At 69.5% G+C, this 24173-nt stretch carries 22 protein-coding genes; 6 read left to right on the top strand and 16 right to left on the bottom strand.

Going from position 1 to position 24173, the window contains the following annotated elements; translation table 11 throughout:
• Positions 1-69: 69 nt before the first annotated feature.
• Together rpmA and rplU are read right to left on the bottom strand one after the other, a co-directional pair.
• The gene (gene rpmA / locus LBN7_RS18080) at positions 70-327 is read right to left on the bottom strand and encodes a 50S ribosomal protein L27 (RefSeq protein WP_028501603.1); all 258 of its coding nucleotides are present in this window, start codon (positions 325-327) and stop codon (positions 70-72) included.
• Positions 328-345: 18 nt separating this feature from the next.
• Entirely contained in the window at positions 346-654 is a 309-nt protein-coding gene (gene rplU / locus LBN7_RS18075) for a 50S ribosomal protein L21 (protein WP_046012653.1), read from the bottom strand.
• A gap of 213 nt (positions 655-867) precedes the next feature.
• Here rplU and LBN7_RS18070 point away from each other — a divergent pair, with 213 nt between their 5' ends.
• The gene (locus LBN7_RS18070) at positions 868-1137 is read left to right on the top strand and encodes a DUF4031 domain-containing protein (RefSeq protein ID WP_407360430.1); all 270 of its coding nucleotides are present in this window, start codon (positions 868-870) and stop codon (positions 1135-1137) included.
• On the opposite strand, the gene LBN7_RS18065 is transcribed toward LBN7_RS18070, so the two are convergent.
• Positions 1099-3705 carry an Rne/Rng family ribonuclease gene (locus LBN7_RS18065; RefSeq protein ID WP_407360429.1) on the bottom strand — a complete coding sequence of 869 codons (2607 nt, stop codon included), beginning with the start codon at positions 3703-3705 and terminating at the stop codon, positions 1099-1101. The two genes, LBN7_RS18070 and LBN7_RS18065, sit on opposite strands and share 39 nt — an antisense overlap.
• A gap of 283 nt (positions 3706-3988) precedes the next feature.
• Between LBN7_RS18065 and LBN7_RS18060 the strand changes: the two genes are divergently transcribed.
• A complete protein-coding gene (locus LBN7_RS18060) occupies positions 3989-4606 on the top strand; it encodes a vitamin K epoxide reductase family protein (protein ID WP_407360428.1) in 618 nt (205 codons plus the stop codon).
• Between the two features lie 70 nt (positions 4607-4676).
• On the opposite strand, the gene ndk is transcribed toward LBN7_RS18060, so the two are convergent.
• The 5 genes from ndk to LBN7_RS18035 form a co-directional block, all read right to left on the bottom strand.
• Complete coding sequence (ndk, locus tag LBN7_RS18055; protein WP_067120383.1) at positions 4677-5093, bottom strand: nucleoside-diphosphate kinase; 417 nt, start codon at positions 5091-5093, stop codon at positions 4677-4679.
• Position 5094: 1 nt separating this feature from the next.
• Positions 5095-5517 carry a DUF4233 domain-containing protein gene (locus LBN7_RS18050; protein WP_116636710.1) on the bottom strand — a complete coding sequence of 141 codons (423 nt, stop codon included), beginning with the start codon at positions 5515-5517 and terminating at the stop codon, positions 5095-5097.
• The gene (locus tag LBN7_RS18045; protein WP_407360427.1) at positions 5505-6857 is read right to left on the bottom strand and encodes a bifunctional folylpolyglutamate synthase/dihydrofolate synthase; all 1353 of its coding nucleotides are present in this window, start codon (positions 6855-6857) and stop codon (positions 5505-5507) included. The genes LBN7_RS18050 and LBN7_RS18045 overlap by 13 nt, the downstream gene beginning before the upstream one ends.
• Positions 6854-10255 (bottom strand): isoleucine--tRNA ligase, encoded by a 3402-nt coding sequence (gene ileS, locus LBN7_RS18040; protein ID WP_407360426.1) that lies wholly within the window; start codon positions 10253-10255, stop codon positions 6854-6856. Before ileS ends, LBN7_RS18045 begins: the two co-directional genes overlap by 4 nt.
• 132 nt (positions 10256-10387) lie before the next feature.
• Positions 10388-11143, bottom strand: a complete 756-nt coding sequence (locus LBN7_RS18035; RefSeq protein ID WP_407360425.1) for a hypothetical protein — start codon at positions 11141-11143, stop codon at positions 10388-10390.
• A gap of 281 nt (positions 11144-11424) precedes the next feature.
• Here LBN7_RS18035 and LBN7_RS18030 point away from each other — a divergent pair, with 281 nt between their 5' ends.
• Entirely contained in the window at positions 11425-12075 is a 651-nt protein-coding gene (locus LBN7_RS18030) for a pentapeptide repeat-containing protein (RefSeq protein WP_407360424.1), read from the top strand.
• Here LBN7_RS18030 and LBN7_RS18025 read toward each other — a convergent pair.
• Genes LBN7_RS18025 through LBN7_RS18010 form a run of 4 tightly spaced genes read right to left on the bottom strand, consistent with a single transcriptional unit; the run spans position 12065 to position 16970 of the window.
• Complete coding sequence (locus LBN7_RS18025) at positions 12065-13573, bottom strand: ATP-binding cassette domain-containing protein (protein WP_407360423.1); 1509 nt, start codon at positions 13571-13573, stop codon at positions 12065-12067. The two genes, LBN7_RS18030 and LBN7_RS18025, sit on opposite strands and share 11 nt — an antisense overlap.
• Positions 13570-14382: an ABC transporter permease gene (locus LBN7_RS18020; protein WP_341945215.1), complete on the bottom strand. Its 813-nt coding sequence runs from the start codon at positions 14380-14382 to the stop codon at positions 13570-13572. The genes LBN7_RS18025 and LBN7_RS18020 overlap by 4 nt, the downstream gene beginning before the upstream one ends.
• Positions 14379-15323 (bottom strand): ABC transporter permease, encoded by a 945-nt coding sequence (locus tag LBN7_RS18015; protein ID WP_407360422.1) that lies wholly within the window; start codon positions 15321-15323, stop codon positions 14379-14381. Before LBN7_RS18015 ends, LBN7_RS18020 begins: the two co-directional genes overlap by 4 nt.
• 39 nt (positions 15324-15362) lie before the next feature.
• Positions 15363-16970: an ABC transporter substrate-binding protein gene (locus LBN7_RS18010; protein ID WP_407360421.1), complete on the bottom strand. Its 1608-nt coding sequence runs from the start codon at positions 16968-16970 to the stop codon at positions 15363-15365.
• A 194-nt stretch (positions 16971-17164) separates the two neighbouring features.
• Between LBN7_RS18010 and valS the strand changes: the two genes are divergently transcribed.
• Entirely contained in the window at positions 17165-19777 is a 2613-nt protein-coding gene (valS, locus tag LBN7_RS18005; RefSeq protein ID WP_407360420.1) for a valine--tRNA ligase, read from the top strand.
• Positions 19777-20010: a hypothetical protein gene (locus tag LBN7_RS18000; protein WP_407360419.1), complete on the top strand. Its 234-nt coding sequence runs from the start codon at positions 19777-19779 to the stop codon at positions 20008-20010. The genes valS and LBN7_RS18000 overlap by 1 nt, the downstream gene beginning before the upstream one ends.
• Positions 20011-20029: 19 nt before the next feature.
• Here the strand turns inward: LBN7_RS18000 and LBN7_RS17995 are convergent, their stop codons facing one another.
• The 4 genes from LBN7_RS17995 to tdh all read right to left on the bottom strand — a co-directional run bounded on the left by LBN7_RS17995 (position 20030) and on the right by tdh (position 23151).
• Entirely contained in the window at positions 20030-20248 is a 219-nt protein-coding gene (locus LBN7_RS17995) for a hypothetical protein (RefSeq protein ID WP_116636721.1), read from the bottom strand.
• Positions 20245-20856 (bottom strand): helix-turn-helix domain-containing protein, encoded by a 612-nt coding sequence (locus tag LBN7_RS17990; RefSeq protein WP_341945210.1) that lies wholly within the window; start codon positions 20854-20856, stop codon positions 20245-20247. The genes LBN7_RS17995 and LBN7_RS17990 overlap by 4 nt, the downstream gene beginning before the upstream one ends.
• A 73-nt stretch (positions 20857-20929) precedes the next feature.
• On the bottom strand, positions 20930-22108 hold the full coding sequence (locus tag LBN7_RS17985) for a glycine C-acetyltransferase (RefSeq protein WP_341945209.1): 1179 nt from the start codon (positions 22106-22108) through the stop codon (positions 20930-20932).
• Positions 22108-23151: an L-threonine 3-dehydrogenase gene (tdh, locus tag LBN7_RS17980; protein ID WP_407360418.1), complete on the bottom strand. Its 1044-nt coding sequence runs from the start codon at positions 23149-23151 to the stop codon at positions 22108-22110. Before tdh ends, LBN7_RS17985 begins: the two co-directional genes overlap by 1 nt.
• 82 nt (positions 23152-23233) lie before the next feature.
• Between tdh and LBN7_RS17975 the strand changes: the two genes are divergently transcribed.
• On the top strand, positions 23234-24151 hold the full coding sequence (locus LBN7_RS17975; protein ID WP_341945207.1) for a LysR family transcriptional regulator: 918 nt from the start codon (positions 23234-23236) through the stop codon (positions 24149-24151).
• The last annotated feature ends 22 nt before the right edge of the window (positions 24152-24173 follow it).

Genomic DNA, 24173 nt, shown 5'->3' with positions numbered 1-24173 from the left:
CGGCGGGCAGATACACAGACGGGGCGAGCCGAAGCCCGCCCCGTCCGGATGACTAGTGTCGCGCTGAGATCACTCGGCAGCGGCGACGATGTTGACGACCTTGCGGCCGCCCTTCGCGCCGAACTGGACCGCACCGGCGGCCAGAGCGAAAAGCGTGTCGTCGCCACCACGGCCGACGTTCACGCCGGGGTGGAAGTGCGTGCCGCGCTGGCGGACGATGATCTCGCCGGCGAGGACCTGCTGACCACCGAAGCGCTTGACGCCAAGTCGCTGAGCGTTGGAGTCACGACCGTTGCGGGTGGAGCTTGCGCCCTTTTTATGTGCCATGTCCTGGTCTCCTCGGTCTTACTTGATGCCGGTGATCTTGACGCGCGTGAGCTCCTGGCGGTGGCCCTGACGCTTCTTGTAGCCGGTCTTGTTCTTGTACTTCTGGATGATGATCTTCGGGCCGCGGAGGTTGCCGATGACCTCGGCCGTGACCTTGACCTTCGCCAGCTTGTCAGCGTCGGTGGTCACCGTGGCGCCGTCGACGAGCAGCACAGCGGCAAGCTCGATCTTCTCGCCCTGGGCAGCCTTGACACGGTCGAGCTGAACGATCGTGCCGACCTCGACCTTCTCCTGCCGCCCACCGGCGCGCACTACTGCGTAAACCACTTCATACCTGTTTCGTTGGGGAGCACGCGGCTCCGAGAATCTCACGGGAAGACTGTTGCTTGCATGCGTCGCAGGACGACGAGTGCGAAAGCAAGGCTCTCCGCTCCGACCGACGAGGACGGGACGGCATACGCACCAAGGGACTACTTTACCGGATGCGGAGCGGTGTCGCAAAGCGAGCCGGGTGGCGTGTCCGCGTCCTAGGCTTGCGGGATGACCGTACTCGTCGACGACCCGCTCTGGCCCGCGCACGGGCGCCTCTGGGCCCACCTGGTGAGCGACGCCGATCTCGACGAGCTGCACGCCTTCGCGAAGGCGCACGACGTCCCTGCGCGCGCCTTCGACCTGGATCACTACGACGTTCCCGCCGAGCTGGTCCCCCGGCTCATCGCCGGGGGCGCCGAGCACGTCGCGGGCAAAGAGCTGGTTCGACGACTGATCGCCTCAGGACTCCGTGTCCGCGGACGCGACCGGCGCCGCTGACGCGTCGTTGTTGACCGACACCGGGGTACCGGTGAGCGCGGCCGTGCTCACGCGACGACGTCCTCGGCCCTGACCGGGAGCCTTGGGCTCCGGCAGCGCGTCGAGAACCGAGTCGAGCAGCGCCTCCGCCGGCGACTTGGGCGCCTTGCGGTCGGAGCCGCGCTTCTTCCTCGGCTTCTTCGCGCGCTCCGGCACAGCGCTCTGCGCCGCCTCGGCCGAACCGGCATCCGCGGCGATCTCGACCGGCTCGATGCTGGGTGCCAGGGTCGACGCGGCGATCTGCGCGAGCGCCGACTTGGCGCCCTCGGGAATGCTGTGCGTGACGTTCGGCGCGGGCGGCGCGCTCTGGCTCTGGCCGTTGCCCCCGCCGCGCTGGCGGCGGTTGCCCTGGCTGTTGCCGTTCCCGTTCCCGTTGCTGCGATCGTTGCCGTTGGAGCGGTGCTTGACGACCGGGTCGTGGTGCACGATGACACCGCGACCGGCGCAGACCTCGCACGCCTCGCTGAAGGTCTCCAGCAGGCCCAGGCCGAGCTTCTTGCGCGTCATCTGCACGAGACCGAGCGACGTGACCTCGGCGACCTGGTGCTTCGTCCGGTCGCGGCTCAGGCACTCGATCAGGCGACGCAGCACGAGATCGCGATTGGACTCGAGGACCATGTCGATGAAGTCGACGACGATGATGCCGCCGATGTCGCGCAGACGCAGCTGGCGGACGATCTCCTCCGCGGCCTCGAGGTTGTTCTTGGTGACCGTCTCCTCGAGGTTTCCGCCCGAGCCGACGAACTTTCCGGTGTTGACGTCGACGACCGTCATGGCCTCGGTGCGGTCGATCACGAGCGAGCCGCCGGAGGGCAGCCAGACCTTGCGGTCCAGCGCCTTCTCGATCTGCTCGGTGATGCGGAACGCGTCGAACGGGTCTGTCTCGTCCTCGTAGGCCTCGACCCGCTCGAGCAGGTCGGGAGCGACGCTCTCGAGGTACGCGCGGATGGTGCGCTGCGACTCGTCGCCCTGGATGAGCATCTTCGTGAAGTCCTCGTTGAAGACATCCCGGACGATCTTGACGAGCAGGTCCGGCTCCGCGTGCAGGAGGGCCGGCGCCTGCTGGTTCTCGACCTGCTTCCGGATGTGCTCCCACTGCGCGGTGAGACGCTGCACGTCGCGCGTCAGCTGGTCCTCGGTGGCCCCCTCGGCGGCGGTACGGACGATCACACCGGACGACTCGGGCAGCACCTCCTTGAGGATGCGCTTCAGACGGGCGCGCTCGTTGTCGGGCAGCTTGCGGCTGATGCCGTTCATCGAGCCGCCCGGCACGTACACGAGGTAGCGGCCGGGAAGCGAGATCTGGCTGGTCAGGCGAGCACCCTTGTGCCCGATCGGGTCCTTCGTGACCTGCACGAGCACGCGGTCGCCCGGCTTGAGAGCGAGCTCGATGCGACGCGGCTGGTTGCCGGTCTCGACGCCGTCCCAGTCGACCTCGCCGGAGTACAGCACGGCGTTGCGGCCGCGGCCGATGTCGACGAACGCGGCTTCCATGCTGGGGAGGACGTTCTGCACGCGGCCGAGGTACACGTTGCCGATCAGCGACGCGTCCTGGTTGCGGGCGACGTAGTGCTCGACGAGGACGCCGTCCTCGAGGACGCCGATCTGCGTGCGGCCGTTCTTGGCGCGGACGACCATCTTGCGATCGACCGACTCGCGCCGGGCGAGGAACTCGGCCTCGGTCACGACCGGGCGACGACGACCTGCGTCACGCCCGTCGCGGCGGCGCTGCTTCTTCGCCTCGAGACGCGTCGAGCCCTTGATGGCCTTCGGCTCGGTGATGTACTCGACGACGCGCTGACGCGGACGAGGCTCGTCCCGCTGGTCATCGCCTTCGGAACCGCCGCGACGGCGGCGTCCTCGGCGGCCGGATGCCGGCTCGTCCTGGTCGCGCTCGGCGATACGGTCGAAGATGCGATCGTTGCGCTCGGGGCGCGCCGGGAGCGGCACGATCTCGGGCGCGTAGAAGTGCAGCTGGGTGGAGACCTGGGAGACGAACACCTCGGGCAGCAGGCCCAGCGACACCGCGGTCACGGGTGCTGCGACCTCGGGCTCCTCAGCCGGCTTCGTCTCCTCGGCCGCCTTCGTCTCAGTCTCGGCCGCCGGCTCCGCCGGGAGCTCAGCGTCATCAGCGGGCTTCACGTCCGACTCGATCTCGAGGCTGGAGGCGACGAGGGCTTCGGCGATCACCTCGGCGTCGCCCTCGGGCGCATCGACGGTCTCGTCCTCGACCGGCGTCGCCTCGGCGACAGACGTCTCGTCGACGCCCGCAGCGGATGCTCCACCGTCAGCCTCGTCCGAGGCGATCTCGGCCTCGGCGACCGCGACAGCGACGGCCTCGGAGTCGATGATCGGCTCGTCGGTGTGCGGCTCGTCGATGGTCGGCGCCTCCGCCGGCGCGGCCTGCTCGGCCGCCTCGCCATCCGGCGTCGCATCAGTTTCGGAAGCCGTCGACTCCGTCAGAGACTCCGCGGCGTCAGCCGAGTTGTCGAGGGTAGGGACGTTGTTGTCATTGTTCTCATCGGCCATCTCTGGCTTGCTCCCTGCGCAGAGCACCAGGTGCTCCGCGAAATCTCATGCGACACCCGCGGGTGCCGCGAACTCAATCGAAGTGCGACCGGCTCATGGCTCTGATCGCGTGGGGCCATGGGGCCCCGAAGTCTGCGTCGATGCGCGTGACGGCGGCGCCGTCCATCGCATCACAGGCCATTATCGCACCAAGTCGCGTGGAATACGGCATCCCACCGTCGAGCCCGCGTTTTCTCCGGCCTGTTCTCGTCGCATCCATAGCCGTCACTGAGATAATCCCGATATGAGCGAGCAGCGCACCCGCCCCGTGGTCTACGCCGTCTGGTTGATCATCGCCGGCGTCATCGGCTGGTTCGCCGCCTTCCAGCTGACGATGGACAAGTTCATCCAGCTGGCGAATCCGGAGGCCGATCTCAGCTGCAACGTCAGCGTGATGATCCAATGCGGCAAGAACCTCGACTCCTGGCAGGGCGAGCTGTTCGGCTTCCCGAATCCGATCCTGGGCATCGCGGGCTGGATGGCCCCGATCTTCGTGGGCGTGGCACTCCTGGCCCGAGCGCGCTTCCCCCGGTGGTTCTGGGCGACGTTCGGGGCAGGCGTCCTCCTCGCCTTCGTCTTCGTCTGCTGGCTCATCGGTCAGAGCCTCTACGCTCCGAACCTCGGCGTGCTGTGCCCCTGGTGCATGCTCACCTGGTCGGTCACGATCCCGACGTTCTTCGCGACCATGCTCCATCTCACGCGCAACGGGACGTTCACCGGCAACGAGAAGGTCAAGGAGCGGGCGAACCGCCTCATGGTCTGGGTTCCGCTGGCGACGATCCTCGCCTACGCCGTCATCATCCTGCTCGTGCAGCTCCGCGGTCTCGACCTCCTCGGCGAGGTCATCGGCATGATCTCCTGATTCGCACCGCACGGACGACGAAGCCCGCCGGGATCCGAGGATCCTCCGGCGGGCTTCGTCGTACGTGGTCTCAGTCGAACCAGATGCCGAGTTCGCGCGCGGCGGACTCGGGGCTGTCGGAGCCGTGCACGAGGTTCTGCTGCACCTTCAGGCCCCAGTCGCGACCGAAGTCGCCGCGGATCGTGCCGGGCGCAGCCGTGGTCGGGTCGGTGGTGCCGGCGAGCGAGCGGAAGCCCTCGATCACGCGGTTGCCCGCGAGACGGATCGCGACCGACGGGCCGGAGAGCATGAACTCGAGCAGCGGCTCGTAGAAGGGCTTGCCCTCGTGCTCGGCGTAGTGCGCGGCGAGGAGGTCGCGGTCCGGCTCGACGAGGCGGATGTCGACGAGCGCGTAGCCCTTCGCCTCGATGCGCGCCAGGATCGCTCCGGTGAGGCCGCGGGCGACGCCGTCGGGCTTGACGAGGACGAGTGTTTCTTCGGTGGCCATGTCATTCACTCTCTGTCTGAGTCTCGGTCGAGGGCTCGGCGGGACGTCGTGCGTCCAGGCGGGCCCCCATGATCGTCGCATACGCCCACATGCCGCCGAAAATCAGGACGACGAGCAGGATGGCCGGTTCGAGGAACGCCGCCAGCGCGATGACGACCTGGATGACCCAGCCTGCAGCGATCGCCCACGGCTTGGTGATCATGCCGGCGACGGCGATGCACGCCAGACCGACGACCGCACCGGCGACGATCGCCCACCAGGGCTCGATGCCGGCGGGGAGAGCCTTCAGGCCGAAGATCGTGAGTCCGGCGAGGAACACCACGATCGCCTCGAAGCCCAGCACGATCGGTGCGAGCTTCTGCACGAGCGTGCGCGGCGGACGAGGCCGGCGCGCGGGCGCGGCATCCGCACTCACGCGCGCCATCCCGACTTCCAGTCCTCTTCTTCGGCGAGGGCGATGGCCTCGCCGGCCAGCACGACGGATCCGGCGATGACCACGGCGCGACGGTCCGACGAGGCCGCCCATTCGCGCGCGGCGTCGGCCGCGTCGGCCAGGGAGTGGTGCACGGTGGCGCGGTGACCCGCCTGCTCGACCAGGTCGGCGATGGCATCCGCATCGCTCGCCCGGTCGGAGTCGGGTGCTGTGGCGAACACGTGCGCCGCCGCCGGAGCGAGCTGCGCGATGATGCCCGCGGCGTCCTTGTCGGAGAGCACGCCGAGCACGAGGCCCCACTCGTCGAAGTCGAAGCTGTCGTCGAGCGCCTGCGCGAGCGCCTTCGCGCCGTGCGGGTTGTGGGCGGCGTCGACGACGACGGTCGGGGCGATGCCGAGCAGCTGCAGGCGCCCCGGTGAGGTGGCGCCCTGCAGGCCGTCGGTGATGACCTCGGCGGCGATGCGCTGGGTGCCGCCGCCGATGAGCGACTCGACCGCCGCGACGGCGAGAGCGGCGTTGTGGCCCTGGTGGGCGCCGTAGAGAGGCAGGTACTCCTCGACGTACTCCCCCGCCAGACCGCGGATCGAGAGGAGCTGTCCGCCGACGGCGAGCTTCTGGTCGACGAGTCCGAACTCCTCGCCCTCGAACGCGATCGTCGCGTGGCGCTCGGCTGCGACGCGTCGCAGCACCTCGGCGGCCTCCGGCGGCTGCTGAGCCGACACCACGGCGGCGCCCTCCTTGATGATGCCGGCCTTGACCTGGGCGATCTCGGCGATCGTGTTCCCGAGCCGATCCGCGTGATCGATGTCGATCGGAGCGAAGACCGCGACGTCGCCGTCTGCGGTGTTCGTCGAGTCCCACTCGCCGCCCATGCCCACCTCGAGCACGAGCACGTCGATCGGCGCATCCGCCGCGGCCACGAAGGCCAGGACGGTGAGCAGCTCGAAGAAGGTGAGGGGCGCGTCGCCTGCGGCCTCGAGCTCGGCGTCGACGATGTCGACGAACGGCTCGATCTCGTCCCAGGCGTCGGCGACCGCGGCATCGCCGATGGGCTCGCCGTCGATCATGATGCGCTCCGTGAAGCGCTCCAGGTGCGGACTCGTGAAGAGCCCGGTGCGCAGGTCATGGGCCCGCAGGAGGCTCTCGATCATCCGCGCGGTCGAGGTCTTGCCGTTCGTGCCCGTGATGTGCACGACCCGGTAGGTCCGCTGCGGGTCGTCGAGGAAGGCGAGGATGCGCGCGGTGCGCTCCTTGCGCGGCTGCACCCAGCGCTCCCCCGCACGACTCAGCAGGGCCTCGTAGACCGCGTCGGCCCGTTCGCGATCGCTCATGACGCCGCCTTTCCGCTGACGACCGCCGTGGCGTCGATGGTCACGATGATCGGTGCCTTCGTGGCGCCGAGCGCGCGGGCGCCGGAGCGGAAGACCCCGTCACCCGGACTGGTCACGTCATCCACCAGCGTCTCCATCTCCTCCGTCGCCTGCACGGCGAACGCCACCGAGAGCGTCTCGGACGCGATCAGCTCCGCGTGCTCGTCGAGCGCCGCGGCGTGCTCCGGAGCGGCGTTGAGCGCGAGGACGATGCGGTCGCTGACGTCGAGGCCGGCGTTCTTGCGCGCCTCCTGGACGACACGGATCGCATCTCTGGCGAGCCCCTCCGCCTCGAGCTGCGGCGTGGTCTGCGTGTCGAGCAGCACGAAGCCGCCCGACGGCACGATGGCGAGTGCTTCACCCTCGGGTCGACCGGTGGTCTCCAGCGCGAGTTCGTACTCGGAAGGCTCCAGAGCCAGCCCGCCGGCCGTCACCACACCGTCGACCTGCGACCAGTCGCCGGCCTTCGCCGCCTTGATCACCGTCTGGACGTTCTTGCCCAGACGCGGACCGGCCGCTCGGGCATTCACACTGAGGCGGTGGGTGATGCCGTAGTCGGCGGCCGTGCTCTCGGCGAGCGTCACCAGCTCGACCGCCTTGACGTTGAGCTCCTCGCGGAGGATGTCCTCGAACTGCCCGAGCGACGCGGCCTGGGGCGACACGACCGTGAGGCGGGCCAGCGGCAGGCGCACTCGCAGCTTCTCCTTCTTGCGGAGCGCGTTTCCGACGCTGGACAGCTCGCGGACGGCATCCATCGCGTCGCGGATGTCGTCCGCGGCCGGGAACGCGGCGGCGTCCGGCCAGTCCTGCAGGTGCACGCTGCGGCCGCCGGTGAGCCCCTGCCAGACGCGCTCGCTGACCAGCGGCACGAGCGGGGCGGCGACGCGGGTCAGGGTCTCCAGCACCGTGTAGAGCGTGTCGAAGGCCTCCCGGCTCTTCGGGTCGTCGGTCACGCCGACCCAGAACCGGTCGCGGGAACGCCGGATGTACCAGTTCGTCAGGACCTCGGCGAAGTCGCGCAGACGAGCGGATGCCGTCGTCGAGTCGAGGCCTTCCAGGTCGGAGCGCACCTCGCGCACGAGGTCGCCCAGGCGCGCCAGGATGTAGCGGTCGAGCACGTCGGTCGAATCCGTGCGCCACGACGCCTCGTACCCGTCCGGGCCCGAAGCGTTGGCATACGTCGCGAAGAAGTACCAGGAGTTCCACAGCGGGAGCAGGAACTCGCGGACGCCTGCGCGGATGCCCTCCTCCGTCACGGCGAGGTTGCCGCCGCGCAGAACGGAGCTCGACATCAGGAACCAGCGCATCGCGTCGGAGCCGTCGCGGTCGAGCACCTCGGACACGTCCGGGTAGTTCCGCAGCGACTTCGACATCTTGTAGCCGTCGCTGCCGAGCACGATGCCGTGGCAGCTGACGCCCGTGAACGCGGGACGGTCGAAGAGCGCGGTGGACAGCACGTGCATGACGTAGAACCATCCGCGGGTCTGCCCGATGTACTCGACGATGAAGTCGGCCGGCGCGTGCGAGTCGAACCACTCCTGGTTCTCGAATGGGTAGTGCACCTGCGCGTACGGCATCGAGCCGGAGTCGAACCACACGTCGAACACGTCCTCGATGCGGCGCATCGTGCTCTTGCCGGTGGGGTCGTCCGGGTTCGGGCGGGTGAGGTCGTCGATGTACGGGCGGTGCAGGTCGATCTCGCCCTCGGGGTTGCGCGGCAGCGTGCCGAAGTCGCGCTCGAGGTCCTCCAGCGATCCGTAGGCGTCGACGCGCGGGTACTCGGGGTCGTCGCTCTTCCAGATCGGGATCGGCGAGCCCCAATAGCGGTTACGGCTGATCGACCAGTCGCGTGCGCCCTCGAGCCACTTGCCGAACTGTCCGTGCTTGACGTTCTCCGGCACCCAGGTGATCTGCTCGTTGTTCGCGAGCATGTCGTCCTTGATGTCCGTGACGCGGATGAACCAGCTCGACACGGCCTTGTAGATCAAGGGGTTCCGGCAGCGCCAGCAGTGCGGGTACGAGTGCTCGTAGCTCTGCAGACGGATGAGGCGTCCGCTGTCGCGGATGATCCGGACGAGCGGCGTGTTCGCCTCCATCCAGAGCTCCCCGGCGACGTCGGTGACGTTCGGGAGGAAGCGACCGCCGTCGTCGAGCGAGAGGATCGTGGGGATGCCGGCGGCTCCCGCCACCCGGAGGTCGTCCTCACCGAAGGCCGGAGCCTGGTGCACGATGCCGGTGCCGTCCGTCGTGGTGACGTAGTCGTCGACGAGGATGCGCCAGGCGTTCTCGGTGCCGTAGGTCTCGGCATCCGCGTAGTAGTCGAACAGCCGGTCGTAGGTGACGTCCTGCAGCTCGGAGCCGCGGACGGTCGCGTCGACGGCGGCGAGCGCCTCCTCGGCGTTCTCGTAGCCGAGATCCTTCGCGTATCCGCCGAGCAGATCGCGCGCCAGCAGGTAGCGGTGGGCGGAGGCCTCGACCGCGGCATCCGTCGTTCCCGGCGTCTGATGCACGTCGGCCGCGCCGGCGGGACCCGCGGGGAGGACGACGTAGTCGATGTCGGGTCCCACGGCGAGCGCGAGGTTCGTCGGGAGGGTCCAGGGCGTGGTCGTCCAGGCGAGGGCCCGCACGCCGGTGAGGCCGAGTGACTCCGCCTTGGCGCCGGTCAGCGGGAACGTGACCGTGACCGAGGGGTCCTGACGCATCTGGTACACGTCGTCGTCCATGCGGAGCTCGTGCGCCGAGAGCGGCGTCTCGTCGCGCCAGCAGTACGGGAGCACCCGGTACCCCTCGTAGGCGAGACCCTTCTCGTACAGGGTCTTGAACGCCCACAGCACGCTCTCCATGTAGCCGAGGTCGAGCGTCTTGTAGCCGCGGTCGAAGTCGACCCAGCGGGCCTGACGGGTGACGTAGTCCTGCCACTCGTGCGTGTACGCCAGCACCGAGCTCTTCGCCTTCGCGTTGAAGACGTCGATGCCCATGGCCTCGATCTCGCTCTTCTCGGTGATGCCGAGCTGCTTCATCGCCTCGAGCTCGGCGGGGAGCCCATGGGTGTCCCAGCCGAAGACGCGGTCGACCTTGTGGCCGGTCATGGTCTGGAAGCGCGGGAACACGTCCTTCGCGTAACCCGTGAGCAGGTGACCGTAGTGGGGCAGACCGTTGGCGAAGGGCGGACCGTCGTAGAACACCCACTCGGGCGATCCCTCGCGCTGCGCGATCGAGGCATGGAAGGTGTCGTCGGCCTTCCAGAAGTCGAGCACCTCCTCCTCGATCTGGGGGAAGCGGGGGCTCGGCGCGACGGAGTCGGCGGCGGGGCCGAAGGAGGAGGTCCCTGAGCTTGTCGAAGGGCGGGGGTAGGTCATCGTGTCTCGCAGTGATCGTCGTGGCGGATGCTCCTGCGAGGACGATCCTCGCGGACCGCGGTACCACCTCGCGTGCGCGCCTCACGGCGGGCCACTCTCACTGCGGCTGTGACGGGCCTGCCCCGCTCGGTTCTACTGACTTCTGCCTGCGCTGAGCCTGCCGAAGCGTTCTTCCGAGAGCTCCCCGGTGATGCCGGATCGATGCTCGTGCGTCCATTGTACGCTCCGGCGCGGAGGCCTGCGCCGCGCGTGAGCGCCCCGCGCGGAGATGTGCTCTTCGCAAGGCCGGATACGGCCGATGCATCCTTGCGAGGCGCACATCTCCCCCCGGATCACCCGGTACCCCATCAGCAACAACTCCGCATCGTGGCGGATGTCCTCGGACCGCTGGGATCCCGTGTGGTGCGCTCCGTCGATCTGCAGGACGAGGCGATCTCCGATGAGCGTGTCGACACGATGGCCGGCGATCCAGATCTGCACCAGGACGCGCAGCTTCAGCCAGCGAAGCCGCTCGCGCACGTAGGTCTCAAGCCCGGCATCGGCGAACGGCGACGCGCGGAGCAGGATCCCCCTCGCGGCCGGCTTCCAGGCGAGGCCGTGCAGCGACTCCACCGCGAAGTGCGGTCGACCACGGTGATCATGCAGCCACAAGCCGAGACGGCTCGCCTGAGTGCGGCAGGTCAGCACCACCCCCAACCGTGCGGCGGCCAGCAGCTGCCTATCGGCATCCGTCGCCGCGATCCATCCGCGACGAGGTCTCGTGATGATCCCGCGCGCCACGCCCGCATCGACCGTCCGGCGGGAGAACCCCCGCTCCGCGACGACCACAGAGCGAGCGACCCCGCCGAGAACGGTGAGGAAGGCGGACAGTTCATCGAGGCGCGTCATCCGGAACAGCCTGGCGCTCCGGCATCCGTCGTCGCGTCGCCCCGCCGCGAGGACGCCGCAGATGTGGACAGGTCGAAAGGGGCACTCCCTGTGCAGCGAGACGGGCGCGGCGATTCCACCCCCTACGCCGGCCACCCGCCCGCCCGTGCGACTCGTACGCCAGCGCAGGACAAGAACGTCTGACAAGGTCGACCTGCCGCAGAATGCCCTTGTCTGGCGCACGAGTCCTGTCCAGGCGCACGGGCGACGCGACTGTCGGTCCGCCCCACTAGCCTCGACCCATGCCCCGCACGACAGAATCTCCCGCTGCACCCCGCGTCTCCCCTCCCGACCTTCCCGACGTGTTCGAGCCGGCCGCCCCGACGCGCAGCGGCGACCTCCTCGCCGCGAGTCTCGACCTCACCGCGAGCGCCGATCTGGCCTACGCGTCGCTCGAGCAGTGCACGGTGCGCGCCGACGCCGACGAGGTCGACCTCACCGGAGCGACGATCCTCGACGTCGCGATGGACGGCGTCCGCATCGCGTCGCTGAAGATGCGCGACGCCGGCATCCGGCGGCTGCGGATCAGCGGAGGCCGGATCGGCACGCTCGACCTCAGTGGGGCGCGCATCGACGAGCTCGAGCTCCGCGACCTGCGCATCGACTACCTGAACCTCGGTGCCGTGCGCGCGACCGACGTCGAGATCTCCGGCTGCCGCATCCGCGCGATCGATCTGCCCCAGGCCGAGGTCACCCGCGCGCGCTTCACGGCCACGTCGAGCGACGAGGTCGATCCCCGGGGCATGAAGGCGAAGGACGTGGACCTGCGCGGTCTCGACGCCCTCGCCTATCTCGATGCGAACAGCCTGCGCGGCACCACGCTCACCGGGTTCCAGGTGCAGCAGCTCGCCCCCGTGATCGCCGTCGGCCTGGGTATCCAGATCAAGGAGTGACGGTTCCGCTCGCGTCGAGCAGCTCCCGGGTGAACGGATGCTGCGGCGCAGAGAAGACGTCACCCGTCGCCCCCTGCTCGACGATGCGCCCGTCCTGCATCACGATGATGTCGTCGGCGACCGCGCCCACGACGTCGAGATCGTGCGAGACGAGGATCATCGTCAGCCCGCGCTCCTGCTGCAGCCTCGTCAGCAGACCCAGGATGCGCTCGCGCACCGACGGGTCGAGGGCCGAGACCGGCTCATCGAGCACGAGCACCTCCGGTTCGGCGGCGAGCGCCCGGGCGATGGCCGCGCGCTGGCGCTGGCCTCCGGAGAGCGCGGCCGGACGCCGGTCGGCGAGAGCAGGGTCGAGGTCGACCTCGGCGAGAAGGGCGGCCACACGTGCAGCACGTCGGTCCCGAGGAACCCCTCCCGCCTCGAGCGCCTCCCGCAGCGAGCGTCCGACCGTCCACCGCGGATCGAAGGCCCCGAGCGGGTTCTGATGCACGAGCTGCACGCGACGATCGCCGATCCAGCGCAGGGTTCCCTCATCCGGCTGCTCGACGCCGACGATCATGCGCGCCAGAGTCGTCTTGCCCGACCCCGACTCCCCCACGACACCGAGTGTGCGCCCCTCGGCGACCGAGAACGATGCCGCGACGACCGCGGGGACCTCGCCGAAGCTCTTCGACGCCTCCACGACGGTGAGCACGGGAGCGGACGCCGCCGATGACGAGACCCGCGGCTCGTGCATCGTCGCCGCGATGAGCTGTCGCGTGTACTCGTGCTGCGGTCGTCCCAGCACATCGGCGACCGGCCCGCTCTCGACCACCTCTCCGCGGCGCATCACGAGCACCCGGTCCGCGAGCCTGCGGACGGCGGCGAAGTCGTGACTGATGAAGACCACGGCCGTCCCGGTGTCGGCGATCTCGCGCAGCAGGTCCAGGACACGTGCCTGCACCGTCGCATCGAGCGCGGTGGTCGGTTCGTCCGCCACGAGGACGGCTGGATCCGCGGCGATGGCCGAGGCGATCAGCGCGCGCTGTCGCTGCCCGCCGGACAGCTCGTGAGGGTACTGGCGGATGCGGCGCTCGGCATCCGGCATCCACACGCGCGCCAGCAGCGAGCGCACCCGTTCGGCCAGCGCGGTGCGACCGTGGACGATGCCGTGCAGCCGCAGCGGCTCGGCGATCTCGGCGCCGATGCGCTGCAGCGGGTCGAGCGACACCAGCGCGTCCTGCGAGACGAGGCCGATGCGCGCACCGCGCAGCTTCCGCCACTCGCGCTCACCGAGAGCTGCTGCATCCGTGCCGTCGATCACGAGCCGGTCGACGTGCACGTCGGCATCGGTCGGCGTCAATCCGAGGAGGGCGCGTGCGGTGAGCGACTTGCCGGCGCCGGACTCCCCGACGATCGCGACGCACTCGCCCGGCGCGACCGTGAGCGAGACACCGTCGACGACGCTCGCTCCGTCGAAGGCGATCCGCAGTCCCTGCAGCTCGAGTGCGGCGCTCATGGCGTCCGGCCCTCTCCCCGTGCCCGCAGGATCCGTCCGACGACCGTCGCCGAGACCACTGTGAGCGTGATGGCGATGCCGGGGAACACGGAGATCCACCAGGCCTGCCCCAGCACGTTGCGTCCGCCGGCGAGCATCAGCCCCCACTCCGGCGTCGGCTCGGACGGACCGAGACCGAGGAAGCTCAGGCCTGCGGCGGCGAGGATGCTCGATCCGATGCCGATCGTGGCGAGCACGCTCAGCGAGCCGAGCACCCCCGGCGCGACGTGCCGGAGGAATGCCCGGAGCGGAGGGACGCCGAGGATGCGCGCCGCCTCGACGTGCTCCGCGACCCGCAGCGTGCGCGTCTGCACCCGGGCGAGGCGGATGTAGACCGGGCCGGCGGCGAGCGTCACGGCGATCGCGATGTTCACCGGCCCCGGGCCGAGCACCGCGACGACGACGAGTGCGACCAGGAACTCGGGGAACGCCATGAGGACGTCGTTGATGCGCATCATCGCCGCGTCGATGCCGCGCGGCGCGACGCCGGCGAGCGCCCCGAGGAGGAGACCTCCGACGAGGGCGATGCCGGTGGCGAGCAGACCGATGCCCAGCGAGCGTCCGGCTCCGTACACGACCCGCGAGTACACGTCGCGCCCGCTCTGATCGGTGCCGAAGAGATGCTCGGCACCGGGCGGCAGGAGCGCAGACTGCACGTCGGTCTGCAGCGGGTCGTGGGTCGCGAGGACACCGGGCCAGAGCGCCGCGAACGCGATCACGAGCAGGACGGTGACCGCGACCCCGAGCAGCCACCGCTGCGCGCGCCTCATCGGCCACCGCCGGAGCGCGCGGCCGTCACCCGAGGATCGATCAGCGGATGCAGCAGCTCGACGATGAGGTTCACGGCGACGAACACGACGGCGCTCAGCAGGATGATCCCCGTGATGACCGGAAGATCACGGTCGCTGATGGCGGCGAGCGTGACGCGTCCGAGGCCGGGACGAGCGAACACGGTCTCCACCAGCACAGCCCCGCCCAGTACCGAGCCGGTCAGGTAGGCGGCGAGCGTAACAGCCCCCGCGGCACCGTGCCGCAGGCCGTGCCGCAGCGTGAACCAGGTGGGACCGGCGCCGCGCGCGCGGACGGTCTCGGCGAACGGCATCCGCTCCGCCTGCACGAGCCCGTCGCGGAGCACCTGGCTCAACAGCGCCGCCACCGGGAGCGCCAGGGTGATCGCGGGCAGCACGATCGTCGCGGGATTGCGGGCGCCCGAGACCGGGAACCATCCGAGCCCGAACGCGAAGACGCTGAGCAGGATCAGCCCGATCCAGAACACCGGAGACGACAGCACCACGAGCTCGATCCCCGCCGCGACGGCGCGACCGGCCTGACCGCGCACGAACAGCGCCACGGCCAGCGCGAGCACGACCGCGATCAGGAGCGCGAGCACCGAGAGCTGCAGCGTCGCACCGAGCTGTCGCCCGATGACCTCGGTCACCGGCATCCGCAGCTGGTACGACTCGCCGAGATCGCCACGCGCGAGCTGGCCGATGTACGTCAGGTACTGCTCGAGCGGTGGTCGGTCGAGGCCGAGGTCGGCGCGGATGCCGTCCTTGACCGCCTCGCTCACCTGCGCCTGCGGTCCGAGCATCACCGACACGGGATCACCAGGGATCACCCGGAAGGCGAGGAACGCGACCGTCGCGGCGCCCCACAGGACGATGACCACGGATGCTGCGAGGCCGGCGACACGGAGCAGCACAGCCTTCACCGTTTCGTCTCGCTCCGCTCGCTCAACGACCGAGAGGCATCAGCCGACGCTCACATCGTAGAACAGCGGCCGACCGTACAGGTCGTAGGCGAGTCCCTTCACACGCTCGCCGACCGCGGTGATCGCGGACGGGCTGTAGAGGGGCACGATCGCCGTGTGCTCGGCGTTCCACTCCTGCAGCTGCGTGTAGAGCAGGTTGCGCTCGTCCTGGTCGCTCGACGCGACGGCCTGCTCGAGCAGCGCGTCGACCGCCGGATCGGACACCTGCGACGCGTTCTGGAAGCCGTCCGTGTGCAGGTGGCTGCGCAGGAAGTCGGGATCCACGCCCGAGAAGCCCCAGTCGGTGAGGTCGAACGTCTTCGGGCCGTACTGCTCGTTGTACGCACCGGGCTCCAGCACCTCGCGGACCACGTCGATGCCGATCTCCTTGAGGTCGGACTGGATCGCGTTCGCGAGAGCGGCGCGGTCGTCGGGGACCGGCGTCCAGGCGATCCAGCGCACGGAGAGCGGCTGCCCGCCCTTGGTGCGGATGCCGTCGGCATCGCGTTCCGTCCATCCGGCTTCGTCGAGGAGCGCGTTGGCGGCGTCCTGGTCGAACTCCCATGTTCCTTCGAGAGAGGCGTCGTACCCGGGGGTGGTCGATCCCAGCACGCTCCAGGCGCGCGGGAACTGGCCGAAGAAGATCTCCTTCACGGCCGGATCGATGTCGATCCCGCGGGCGAACGCCTGCCGTACCTTCTCGTCGGCGAAGACGCCGTACTTCTCGTTGAGGTACAGCGAGTACGGCAGTCCGGGGTACTCGACCGAGTCGACCGTGAGGCCGTCACCGAGGTCCTTCGCCAGGTTCGGCGGGATGTTGCTGGCGAGGTCGGCCTCGCCGCTCTCCACGACGCCGGCACGCACCGACGCCTCGGGCTGGATCTCGACCCGGAGCGTCTCGACCTTCGGTGCCTTCTCGCCGTGCGGGCCCCAGGCGTAGTCGTCGTTGCGCGTGTAGACGATCTCCTGGTCGGGCGTGTACTCGGTGAGCTCGAACGGGCCGGTGCCGACGGTGATGCCGGGGCCGCCCGCCTTCAGCTGGTCAGCGGACTCCTCGAGGACCGCCGGCGAGTAGAACCCGAGCTGCGGCGTGCTCGCCGCCTGCAGGAACGGCGCATAGGGCTGCGTGAACGTCACCTTCACCGTGTGGTCGTCGACGACCTCGGTGCCGGCGTAGAAGTCCGCACCGAGCATGCTGGCGGCCTGAGCCGACGCGGTCTCGGGATCGACGATCCGGTCGAAGTTCGCCTTCACCGCGGCGGCGTCGAACGGCTCGCCATCGGTGAACGTCACGTCGTCGCGGAGCGTGAAGGTGTACTCGGTGCTGTCGTCCGACACCTCCCACTCCGTCGCCAGCCACGGCGTGAAGGAGCCGTCCTCCTCCTGGAAGACCAGCGAGTCGAGGACCGCGCGCTGCACCATGCCGGAGACGTCGAGCTGGCTGACCTGCGGGTCCATGTGCCCGGCCGAGAGGTTCGCTCCTTCGATCGACCAGACGAGCTCGCCGTCGCTCCCACCGGAGGGCCCGGCGCAGGCTGTCAGCACGAGTGCGGTGGCGGCGGCGAGCGCTGCGAAGGGCAGGAGACGACGCGCGGGATGTGCGGGCATGACGATTCCTCAGGACGAACGGGTCGGGATGCCTCAAGTCTATGGCCGAATTGTTGGACCGGGTCGATCTGCGTCGCTCCGATCGACCCGGCCCCCTCCGACGGGAGCACATCCGCGGCTCGCTAGACTGGTCGACACACCCCACACTCAGGCACGCTCACACAGTGCCGCATACATCGCGCAAGGAGACCGTCATGTCTATTCCCGACAAGCCCGCACTCGAAGGTCTCGAAGCGAAGTGGGACGCCGCCTGGGCGGAGCAGGGGACCTACCTGTTCGACCGCCTCCGCGCGGCACAGGCCGGTCGCGAGGGCGTCTACTCGATCGACACCCCGCCGCCCACGGCATCCGGAAGCCTGCACATCGGCCACGTGTTCTCGTACACGCACACCGATGTCAAGGCACGATACGAGCGCATGCGCGGCAAGACGGTGTTCTACCCGATGGGCTGGGACGACAACGGCCTGCCCACCGAGCGACGCGTGCAGAACTACTACGGCGTGCGCTGCGACCCGTCCCTCCCCTACGACGCGGACTTCACTCCCCCGTTCGAGGGCGGCGACAACAAGTCGAGCCGTGCGGCCGACCAGCAGCCGATCAGCCGCCGCAACTTCATCGAGCTCTGCGAGCGCCTCACGATCGAGGACGAGAAGCAGTTCGAGGCGCTGTTCCGCCAGCTCGGGCTCAGCGTCGACTGGACCCAGACGTACCGCACCATCTCGGATGACACGATCCGTCAGAGCCAGCTGGCGTTCCTGCGCAACATCGAGCGCGGCGAGGCCTACCAGGCGCTGGCCCCCACGCTCTGGGACATCGACTTCCGCTCGGCCATCGCGCAGGCCGAGCTCGAGGACCGCGACCAGCAGGCCGCGTACCACACCATCGAATTCCCCTTCGCGGACGGCTCCGGCTCCGGCTCCATCGCCGTCGACACCACCCGCCCGGAGCTGCTCCCGGCGTGCATCGCGATCGTGACGCACCCGGAGGGTCCGCACAAGCACCTCATCGGCACGAAGGTGCGCACGCCCTTCTTCGACGCCGAGATCGAGATCCACGGCCACCACCTCGCCCAGCCCGACAAGGGCACCGGTGCGGCGATGGTCTGCACGTTCGGTGACGTGACCGACATCATCTGGTGGCGCGAGCTGCGCACCACCGCCGGAGAGTCTCTCCCGAACATGACCACGATCGGCCTGGACGGGCGCTTCCTGCCCGAGGCGCCCGCATCCGTGGGCGCGGACGAGGCCACCGCCTGGTACGCCGAGAACATGGGCGGCAAGACCGTGTTCAGCGCGCGCAAGGCGCTCGTGGAGAAGCTGCAGGAGACCGGCGACATGACCGCGGTCGGCAAGCCCTTCAACCACGCCGTGAAGTTCTTCGAGAAGGGCGATCGTCCGCTCGAGATCGTGTCGACCCGCCAGTGGTACATCCGCAACGGCGCCCGCGACGGCGAACTGCGCGACCAGCTCATCGCACACGGCACCGAGCTCGCCTGGCACCCCGAGTTCATGCGCGTGCGCTACGAGAACTGGGTCGGAGGCCTGACCGGCGACTGGCTCGTGTCGCGGCAGCGCTTCTTCGGCGTGCCCATCCCCCTCTGGTACGGCCTCGACGAGAACGGGGAGCGCGACTACGACCGCGTGCTCGCGCCCGACGCCGAGTCCCTCCCGATCGACCCGACGACCGACGTCCCCGCCGGGTACACCGAGGATCAGCGTGGCGTGGCCGGCGGATTCGACGCCGAGGCCGACATCCTCGACACCTGGGCGACGTCGTCGCTCACCCCGCAGCTGGCCGGCGGCTGGCAGCGGGACGAGGAGCTGTGGCAGCTCACCGCGCCCTTCGATCTGCGCCCGCAGGGCCAGGACATCATCCGCACCTGGCTGTTCTCGACGATGCTCCGTTCCACGCTCGAAGACGGCAGGACGCCGTGGCGCAACGCCGCGATCTCCGGCTTCATCGTCGACCCCGACCGCAAGAAGATGTCGAAGTCGAAGGGCAACGTCGTCACGCCCGCCGACGTGCTGGACAACCACGGATCGGATGCCGTGCGCTACTGGGCGGCATCGAGCCGTCTGGGCATGGACGCGGCGTTCGACCCGCAGAACCCGACGCAGGTGAAGATCGGCCGACGCCTGGCGATCAAGGTGCTCAACGCGGCGAAGTTCGTACTGTCCTTCCCCGTGCCCGAGGGCGCGCAGATCACGCACGCACTCGACGCGTCGATGCTCTCTGCCCTCGACAGCGTGGTCGTCGAGGCGACGAAGGCCTTCGACCGCTACGACGCGGCCCGCGCGCTCGAGCTCACCGAGGCGTTCTTCTGGACGTTCTGCGACGACTACCTGGAGCTCGTGAAGGAGCGCGCCTACAACCAGGCCGACGTGGGGCAGGCATCCGCCGCACTCTCGCTGCGCCTGGCCCTGTCGACCCTGCTGCGTCTGCTCGCCCCGGTGCTGTCGTTCGCCACGGAAGAGGCCTGGTCCTGGTTCGAGGAGGGTTCCGTGCACACGGCTGCGTGGCCGGTGGCCGGGTCCCTGAGCTCGGCGGAGGGCGAGGGCGACCCCGCCGTGCTGTCCGTGGCGAGCGAGGCGCTCATCGGCATCCGGCGCGCGAAGACCGAGGCCAAGGCCTCGCAGAAGACCCCGGTCTCCCGCGCCGTCATCGCCGCTCCCGCCGCGAAGCTCACCGCGCTGCGTGCGGCCGCCGATGACCTCCGTGCCGTCGGCCGCATCGCGGAGCTCGAGTTCGTGGAGGCCGAGGAGTTCGCGGTCACCGCGATCGAGCTCGCCCCGGTCGAGGACGCCTGATGCAGCTGGGCACGCGCTGGGCAGCGGGATCGGAGCCACCGGCCTCCGTGCCCGCCGCCCTGCGTCCGGCGATCGCCGCGGTCGAATCGGATCTGTCCCGGTCGTCGAGCGGGTCGAAGGGCCATTGGACCCTCACCTGGCTGGAGGGCAGGGCGATCGCCGAGCTCGATGCCGGCTGGGAGGTCTTCCAGACCGCCGCAGGCGATGTCGTGGCCCGTCCGTTCCAGGACTGACCCCGCACCCGCAGCCCGATCAGCGCAGCGGGAGCCCCAGCTGCGCGAGAGCGAGGTCGACGGCACGCGGGTCCTGCTTGCGGGCCTGCTGTTCGCGGAGCATGTCGAGGGCGATCTCGCGGCGCTCGGCGCGCGCGGCGATGCGCCACTCGACGTGACGGACGATCCCGAGCGCGGTGCGCTGGAGCATCCGCTCGAAGGGTGTGGGGGTGGCGAGGCGGAGCGTCGCGGTGGTCATGATCCCTCCTCAGGGCTGTTCCGGCGGCTGTCCGCCTGGGGCAGGTCGAAGATCTCGGCACGCAGGGACACGCGCCGCACGTCGGGCCCGGTCTGCCCGCGGAAGCGCTCGATCGCGCTCTCGACGATCGCTTCGAGCTCACCGCGGAGCTCCATCACCTGCGCGGCCGTCATGTCGAGGTGCGTCGTCATCGTCAGTCCGACGTCGCGCCACTCCTCGGGCACCTCGGACTGCGGACGGTTGAGGTAGGTCATCAACGTCTCGTGGCGCAGGCGGAAGAACTCCGACGTCACGATCTGGGCGGCTGCGCGGTTCGCCGGCGACATGGTCTCGTCCGGACCGGGCATGTCGATGCGTCCCTTGGGGCGCTCCCACCACCGCTCCCGCGCGGTGCCGCGGCCTTCGACCTCGCGGATCAGGTCGTGCGCGGCGAGGGCACGAAGGTGATAGCTCGTCGACCCCGACGTCTCGCCGACCAGCGCGGCGAGCGAGCTCGCGGTCTGCGGCCCCTGGGACGCGAGGATGTCGAAGATCCGCACCCGCAGCGGGTGCGCGAGAGCCTTGAGCGCCCCCGAGTCGAGGGTCCTGATCTGCGTGTCATCCGTCATGCATGCAAAGATACTCTTGCAAAGACTTCTTTGCAAGTATTCCTTTGCAACAGATTCGCTGCACAGGAAGGAGTCAGCCCACCGACTCCCGTGCCGTGACGAAGGCCGCGACGCACCGGTCGATCTGCTCGGCGGTGTGCGCGGCCGAGAGCTGCACGCGGATGCGGGCGAGCCCGCGCGGGACGACCGGGAAGCTGAACGCGGTGACGAAGATCCCCTGCGCCTGCATCTCCTTCGCGATCAGCGCGGTCTTCGCGGCGTCGCCGAACATCACCGGCACGATGGGGTGCTCCCCCGGGAGCAGGTCGAAGCCCTCAGCCGTCATCCGCTCACGGAAGTGCGCGGCGTTCTCGCGGAGCCGGGCGCGCAGGTCGGCGGAACCCTCCACCAGATCGAGCGCCGTCAGCGTGCCGGCGACGATCGCCGGAGCGAGGGTGTTCGAGAACAGATACGGGCGCGAGCGCTGGCGCAGCAGGGCGACGATGTCGGCATGCGAGGCGACATATCCCCCGGATGCTCCGCCGAGGGCCTTCCCGAAGGTCCCGGTGTAGATGTCGACGCGATCCGCGACGCCGCAGAGCTCCGGGGTGCCACGACCGTTCTCGCCGACGAAGCCCACGGCGTGCGAGTCATCGACGAACACGAGTGCGTCGTAGCGCTCGGCGAGGTCGCAGATCTCTGCGAGCGGGGCGATGTACCCGTCCATCGAGAAGACGCCGTCCGTCACGACCACACGGAACCGCGCATCGGATGCCGCACGCAGCTGCTCCTCGAGATCCGCCATGTCGCGGTTGCGGTAGCGCAGCCGCCGCGCCTTCGACAGACGGATGCCGTCGATGATCGAGGCATGGTTGAGCTCGTCCGAGATGATCGCGTCCTCGGCGCCGAACAGCGTCTCGAAGACGCCGCCGTTCGCGTCGAAGCACGACGAGTACAGGATCGCGGCCTCGGTGCCGAGGAAGCCCGCGAGGCGACCCTCCAGCTCCAGGTGCTGCTCCTGGGTGCCGCAGATGAAGCGCACGCTGGCAAGACCGTAGCCCCACTCCTGCAGCGCTGTCGTCGCCGCGTCCAGGATCCGCGGGTCGTCCGCGAGACCCAGGTAGTTGTTGGCGCAGAAGTTCAGCACCTCGGCGCCGTCGGCGGTGATCTCGGCGCTCTGCGCACCGCGGATGCCGCGCTCGTGCTTCGTGAGCCCCGCCTCCTCGATCCCCGCCAGCTCCGACTCCACATGCTTCTGGAATGTCCCGTACATCACAGCTCCGTCCAATCGAGGATGATCTTGCCCGTGCCCGCGGACTCCGCCGCGGCGAAACCCGACTCCCAGTCCCGCGCAGGGATGACATCGGCGATGACGCGGCCGATCGAGTCCCGGAGCGTCGCACTGGTCTGCAGCATCGCCCCCATCGCGTTCCAGGTCTCGAACATCTCCCGTCCGTAGATGCCCTTGATGGTGAGCATGTGGGTCACGAGCTTGCCCCAGTCGATCTCGAAGCCCGCGCTCGGCAGGCCGAGCATCGCGATGCGCCCGCCGTGGTTCATGTTGTCGATCATCGCCGGAAGAGCGGATGCCGAGCCACTCATCTCGAATCCGACGTCGAAGCCCTCGCGCAGGCCGAGCACGCGCTGCGCGTCGCGGATGTCGCGCTTCGAGACGTCGACGACCTCGTCGGCTCCCATCCGGCGTGCCATCTCCAGCCGCGGGGCGCTGACGTCGGTCGCTGTGATGAAACGTGCGCCGGCGTGCCGCGCGACCGCGATCGCCATGAGGCCGATCGGACCGCACCCGGTGACCAGCACGTCCTCCCCGACGAGCGGGAAGGTGAGCGCGGTGTGAACGGCGTTGCCGAGGGGATCGAAGATCGCGCCCAGCTCGGGGCTCACCTCGGCGTGATGCACCCACACGTTCGTAGCGGGCAGCGACAGGTACTCGGCGAACGCGCCGTCGCGCTGGAGTCCGAGGCCGATCGTCCGGATGCACATCTGGCGTCGCCCGGCGCGGCAGTTGCGGCACGTGCCGCACACGATGTGCCCCTCGCCGGACACGCGATCCCCGACGGCGATGTCATGCACGAGGGGTCCGACCTCGACGACCTCGCCGTAGAACTCGTGGCCGGGGATGAGGGGCGCGGCGATCGCCGAAGCGGCCCAGTCGTCCCAGCGGCGGATGTGCAGGTCGGTGCCGCAGATCCCGGTGCGGAGCACCCGGATGATCACCTCATCCGCGGTGGCCACCGGATCGGGCCGGTCGACGAGTTCGAGACCTGCACCGCGTGCGCCTTTGAACAGTGCCTTCATGGTCTCGATCCCACCTCATCGAACCCTGTAGAGCAATCCTCATTGTCTGCACCATCGTTGTAGCTCGAACTAAACTCTCGGGATGGAACTCCATCAGCTGCAGATCCTGCGGGAACTGCATGCGCTCGGCAGCGTCACCGCCGTGGCCGAGGCCCTGCGTGTGACCCCCTCGGCGGTCTCGCAGCATCTCGCGGCTCTGCAGCGCGGCTTCCGCAGCCCCCTCACCCGCCGAGAGGGCAGGACCCTCGTCCTCACTCCCGCCGGTGAGGTCCTCGCGGCGGCCGGTGCCGACGCGATCGATGCGATGGCGGCGGCGCGGAACGCCCTCGACGACTTCGAGGGCACGGCCACCGGCGTGGTGAGCGTCAGCGGCTTCCACAGCGTGGGCCAGGCACTGTTCGGCCCCCTGCTGCGCGAGCTCTCCGATGTCCCCGACGCACCCACCGTGCAGCTCACCGACGAAGACGTCGCGCAGAGCGAATTCCCCGGGCTCACGGCCCGCTACGACCTCGTGCTGGCACATCGCATGGAGCACTCCGATCCGTGGCCGCCCCAGGGAGTGCGCAGTCTGACGCTCATCCGCGAACCCCTCGACGTGGCCGTACCAGCCTCGCATCCGCTCGCGTCACGCCGCAGTGTCACGCCGCAGGACGTCGCGGGTGAGCGATGGGTGACGAGCCGCGTCGGATACTCCCCCGATGACGTGCTCCGCGCCGTATCCGCGGTCGCGAAGCGGCCGATCGAGGTGCAGCATCGCATCAACGACTACGGCGCGGTGTCGGCGGTCGTCGCGGCGGGCGGCGTGCTGGGCATGCTGCCCCGCTTCACCTCGCGCGGCGTGGACGACCGCGACATCGTCCGCGTGCCGCTGCGCGGTGTGAGCACCCACCGCATGATCGATCTGCTCGCTCGACCGGAGAACCTGCGGCGCCGCTCGGTGCGGCTCACCGTCGACGCGCTGCAGCGGGTGATGACCATGCTGAGCGAGACCGCCTCCTGAGCGCGAGCCGTGCCGATGGCTA

Source organism: Microbacterium sp. LBN7, from assembly GCF_045690345.1.
Taxonomy (GTDB): Bacteria; Actinomycetota; Actinomycetes; order Actinomycetales; family Microbacteriaceae; genus Microbacterium.
Note: the sequence above shows the minus strand (reverse complement) of the source record. Positions and strands in the feature narration are given on the sequence as shown.

Excerpts from the sequence above, each read along its gene's own strand:
- LBN7_RS18025 (WP_407360423.1), bottom strand. The coding sequence starts at position 13,573 with ATGAGCGCCGCACTCGAGCTGCAGGGACTGCGGATCGCCTTCGACGGA.
- LBN7_RS18050 (WP_116636710.1), bottom strand. The coding sequence starts at position 5,517 with ATGGCGCGCGTGAGTGCGGATGCCGCGCCCGCGCGCCGGCCTCGTCCG.
- LBN7_RS18000 (WP_407360419.1), top strand. The coding sequence starts at position 19,777 with ATGCAGCTGGGCACGCGCTGGGCAGCGGGATCGGAGCCACCGGCCTCC.
- LBN7_RS18070 (WP_407360430.1), top strand. The coding sequence starts at position 868 with ATGACCGTACTCGTCGACGACCCGCTCTGGCCCGCGCACGGGCGCCTC.
- LBN7_RS18035 (WP_407360425.1), bottom strand. The coding sequence starts at position 11,143 with ATGACGCGCCTCGATGAACTGTCCGCCTTCCTCACCGTTCTCGGCGGG.
- LBN7_RS18045 (WP_407360427.1), bottom strand. The coding sequence starts at position 6,857 with ATGAGCGATCGCGAACGGGCCGACGCGGTCTACGAGGCCCTGCTGAGT.
- LBN7_RS18030 (WP_407360424.1), top strand. The coding sequence starts at position 11,425 with ATGCCCCGCACGACAGAATCTCCCGCTGCACCCCGCGTCTCCCCTCCC.
- LBN7_RS18020 (WP_341945215.1), bottom strand. The coding sequence starts at position 14,382 with ATGAGGCGCGCGCAGCGGTGGCTGCTCGGGGTCGCGGTCACCGTCCTG.
- LBN7_RS17995 (WP_116636721.1), bottom strand. The coding sequence starts at position 20,248 with ATGACCACCGCGACGCTCCGCCTCGCCACCCCCACACCCTTCGAGCGG.
- rpmA (WP_028501603.1), bottom strand. The coding sequence starts at position 327 with ATGGCACATAAAAAGGGCGCAAGCTCCACCCGCAACGGTCGTGACTCC.
- LBN7_RS18010 (WP_407360421.1), bottom strand. The coding sequence starts at position 16,970 with ATGCCCGCACATCCCGCGCGTCGTCTCCTGCCCTTCGCAGCGCTCGCC.
- valS (WP_407360420.1), top strand. The coding sequence starts at position 17,165 with ATGTCTATTCCCGACAAGCCCGCACTCGAAGGTCTCGAAGCGAAGTGG.
- ndk (WP_067120383.1), bottom strand. The coding sequence starts at position 5,093 with ATGGCCACCGAAGAAACACTCGTCCTCGTCAAGCCCGACGGCGTCGCC.
- ileS (WP_407360426.1), bottom strand. The coding sequence starts at position 10,255 with ATGACCTACCCCCGCCCTTCGACAAGCTCAGGGACCTCCTCCTTCGGC.
- LBN7_RS17975 (WP_341945207.1), top strand. The coding sequence starts at position 23,234 with ATGGAACTCCATCAGCTGCAGATCCTGCGGGAACTGCATGCGCTCGGC.
- LBN7_RS17985 (WP_341945209.1), bottom strand. The coding sequence starts at position 22,108 with ATGTACGGGACATTCCAGAAGCATGTGGAGTCGGAGCTGGCGGGGATC.
- LBN7_RS18060 (WP_407360428.1), top strand. The coding sequence starts at position 3,989 with ATGAGCGAGCAGCGCACCCGCCCCGTGGTCTACGCCGTCTGGTTGATC.
- LBN7_RS17990 (WP_341945210.1), bottom strand. The coding sequence starts at position 20,856 with ATGACGGATGACACGCAGATCAGGACCCTCGACTCGGGGGCGCTCAAG.
- LBN7_RS18065 (WP_407360429.1), bottom strand. The coding sequence starts at position 3,705 with ATGGCCGATGAGAACAATGACAACAACGTCCCTACCCTCGACAACTCG.
- tdh (WP_407360418.1), bottom strand. The coding sequence starts at position 23,151 with ATGAAGGCACTGTTCAAAGGCGCACGCGGTGCAGGTCTCGAACTCGTC.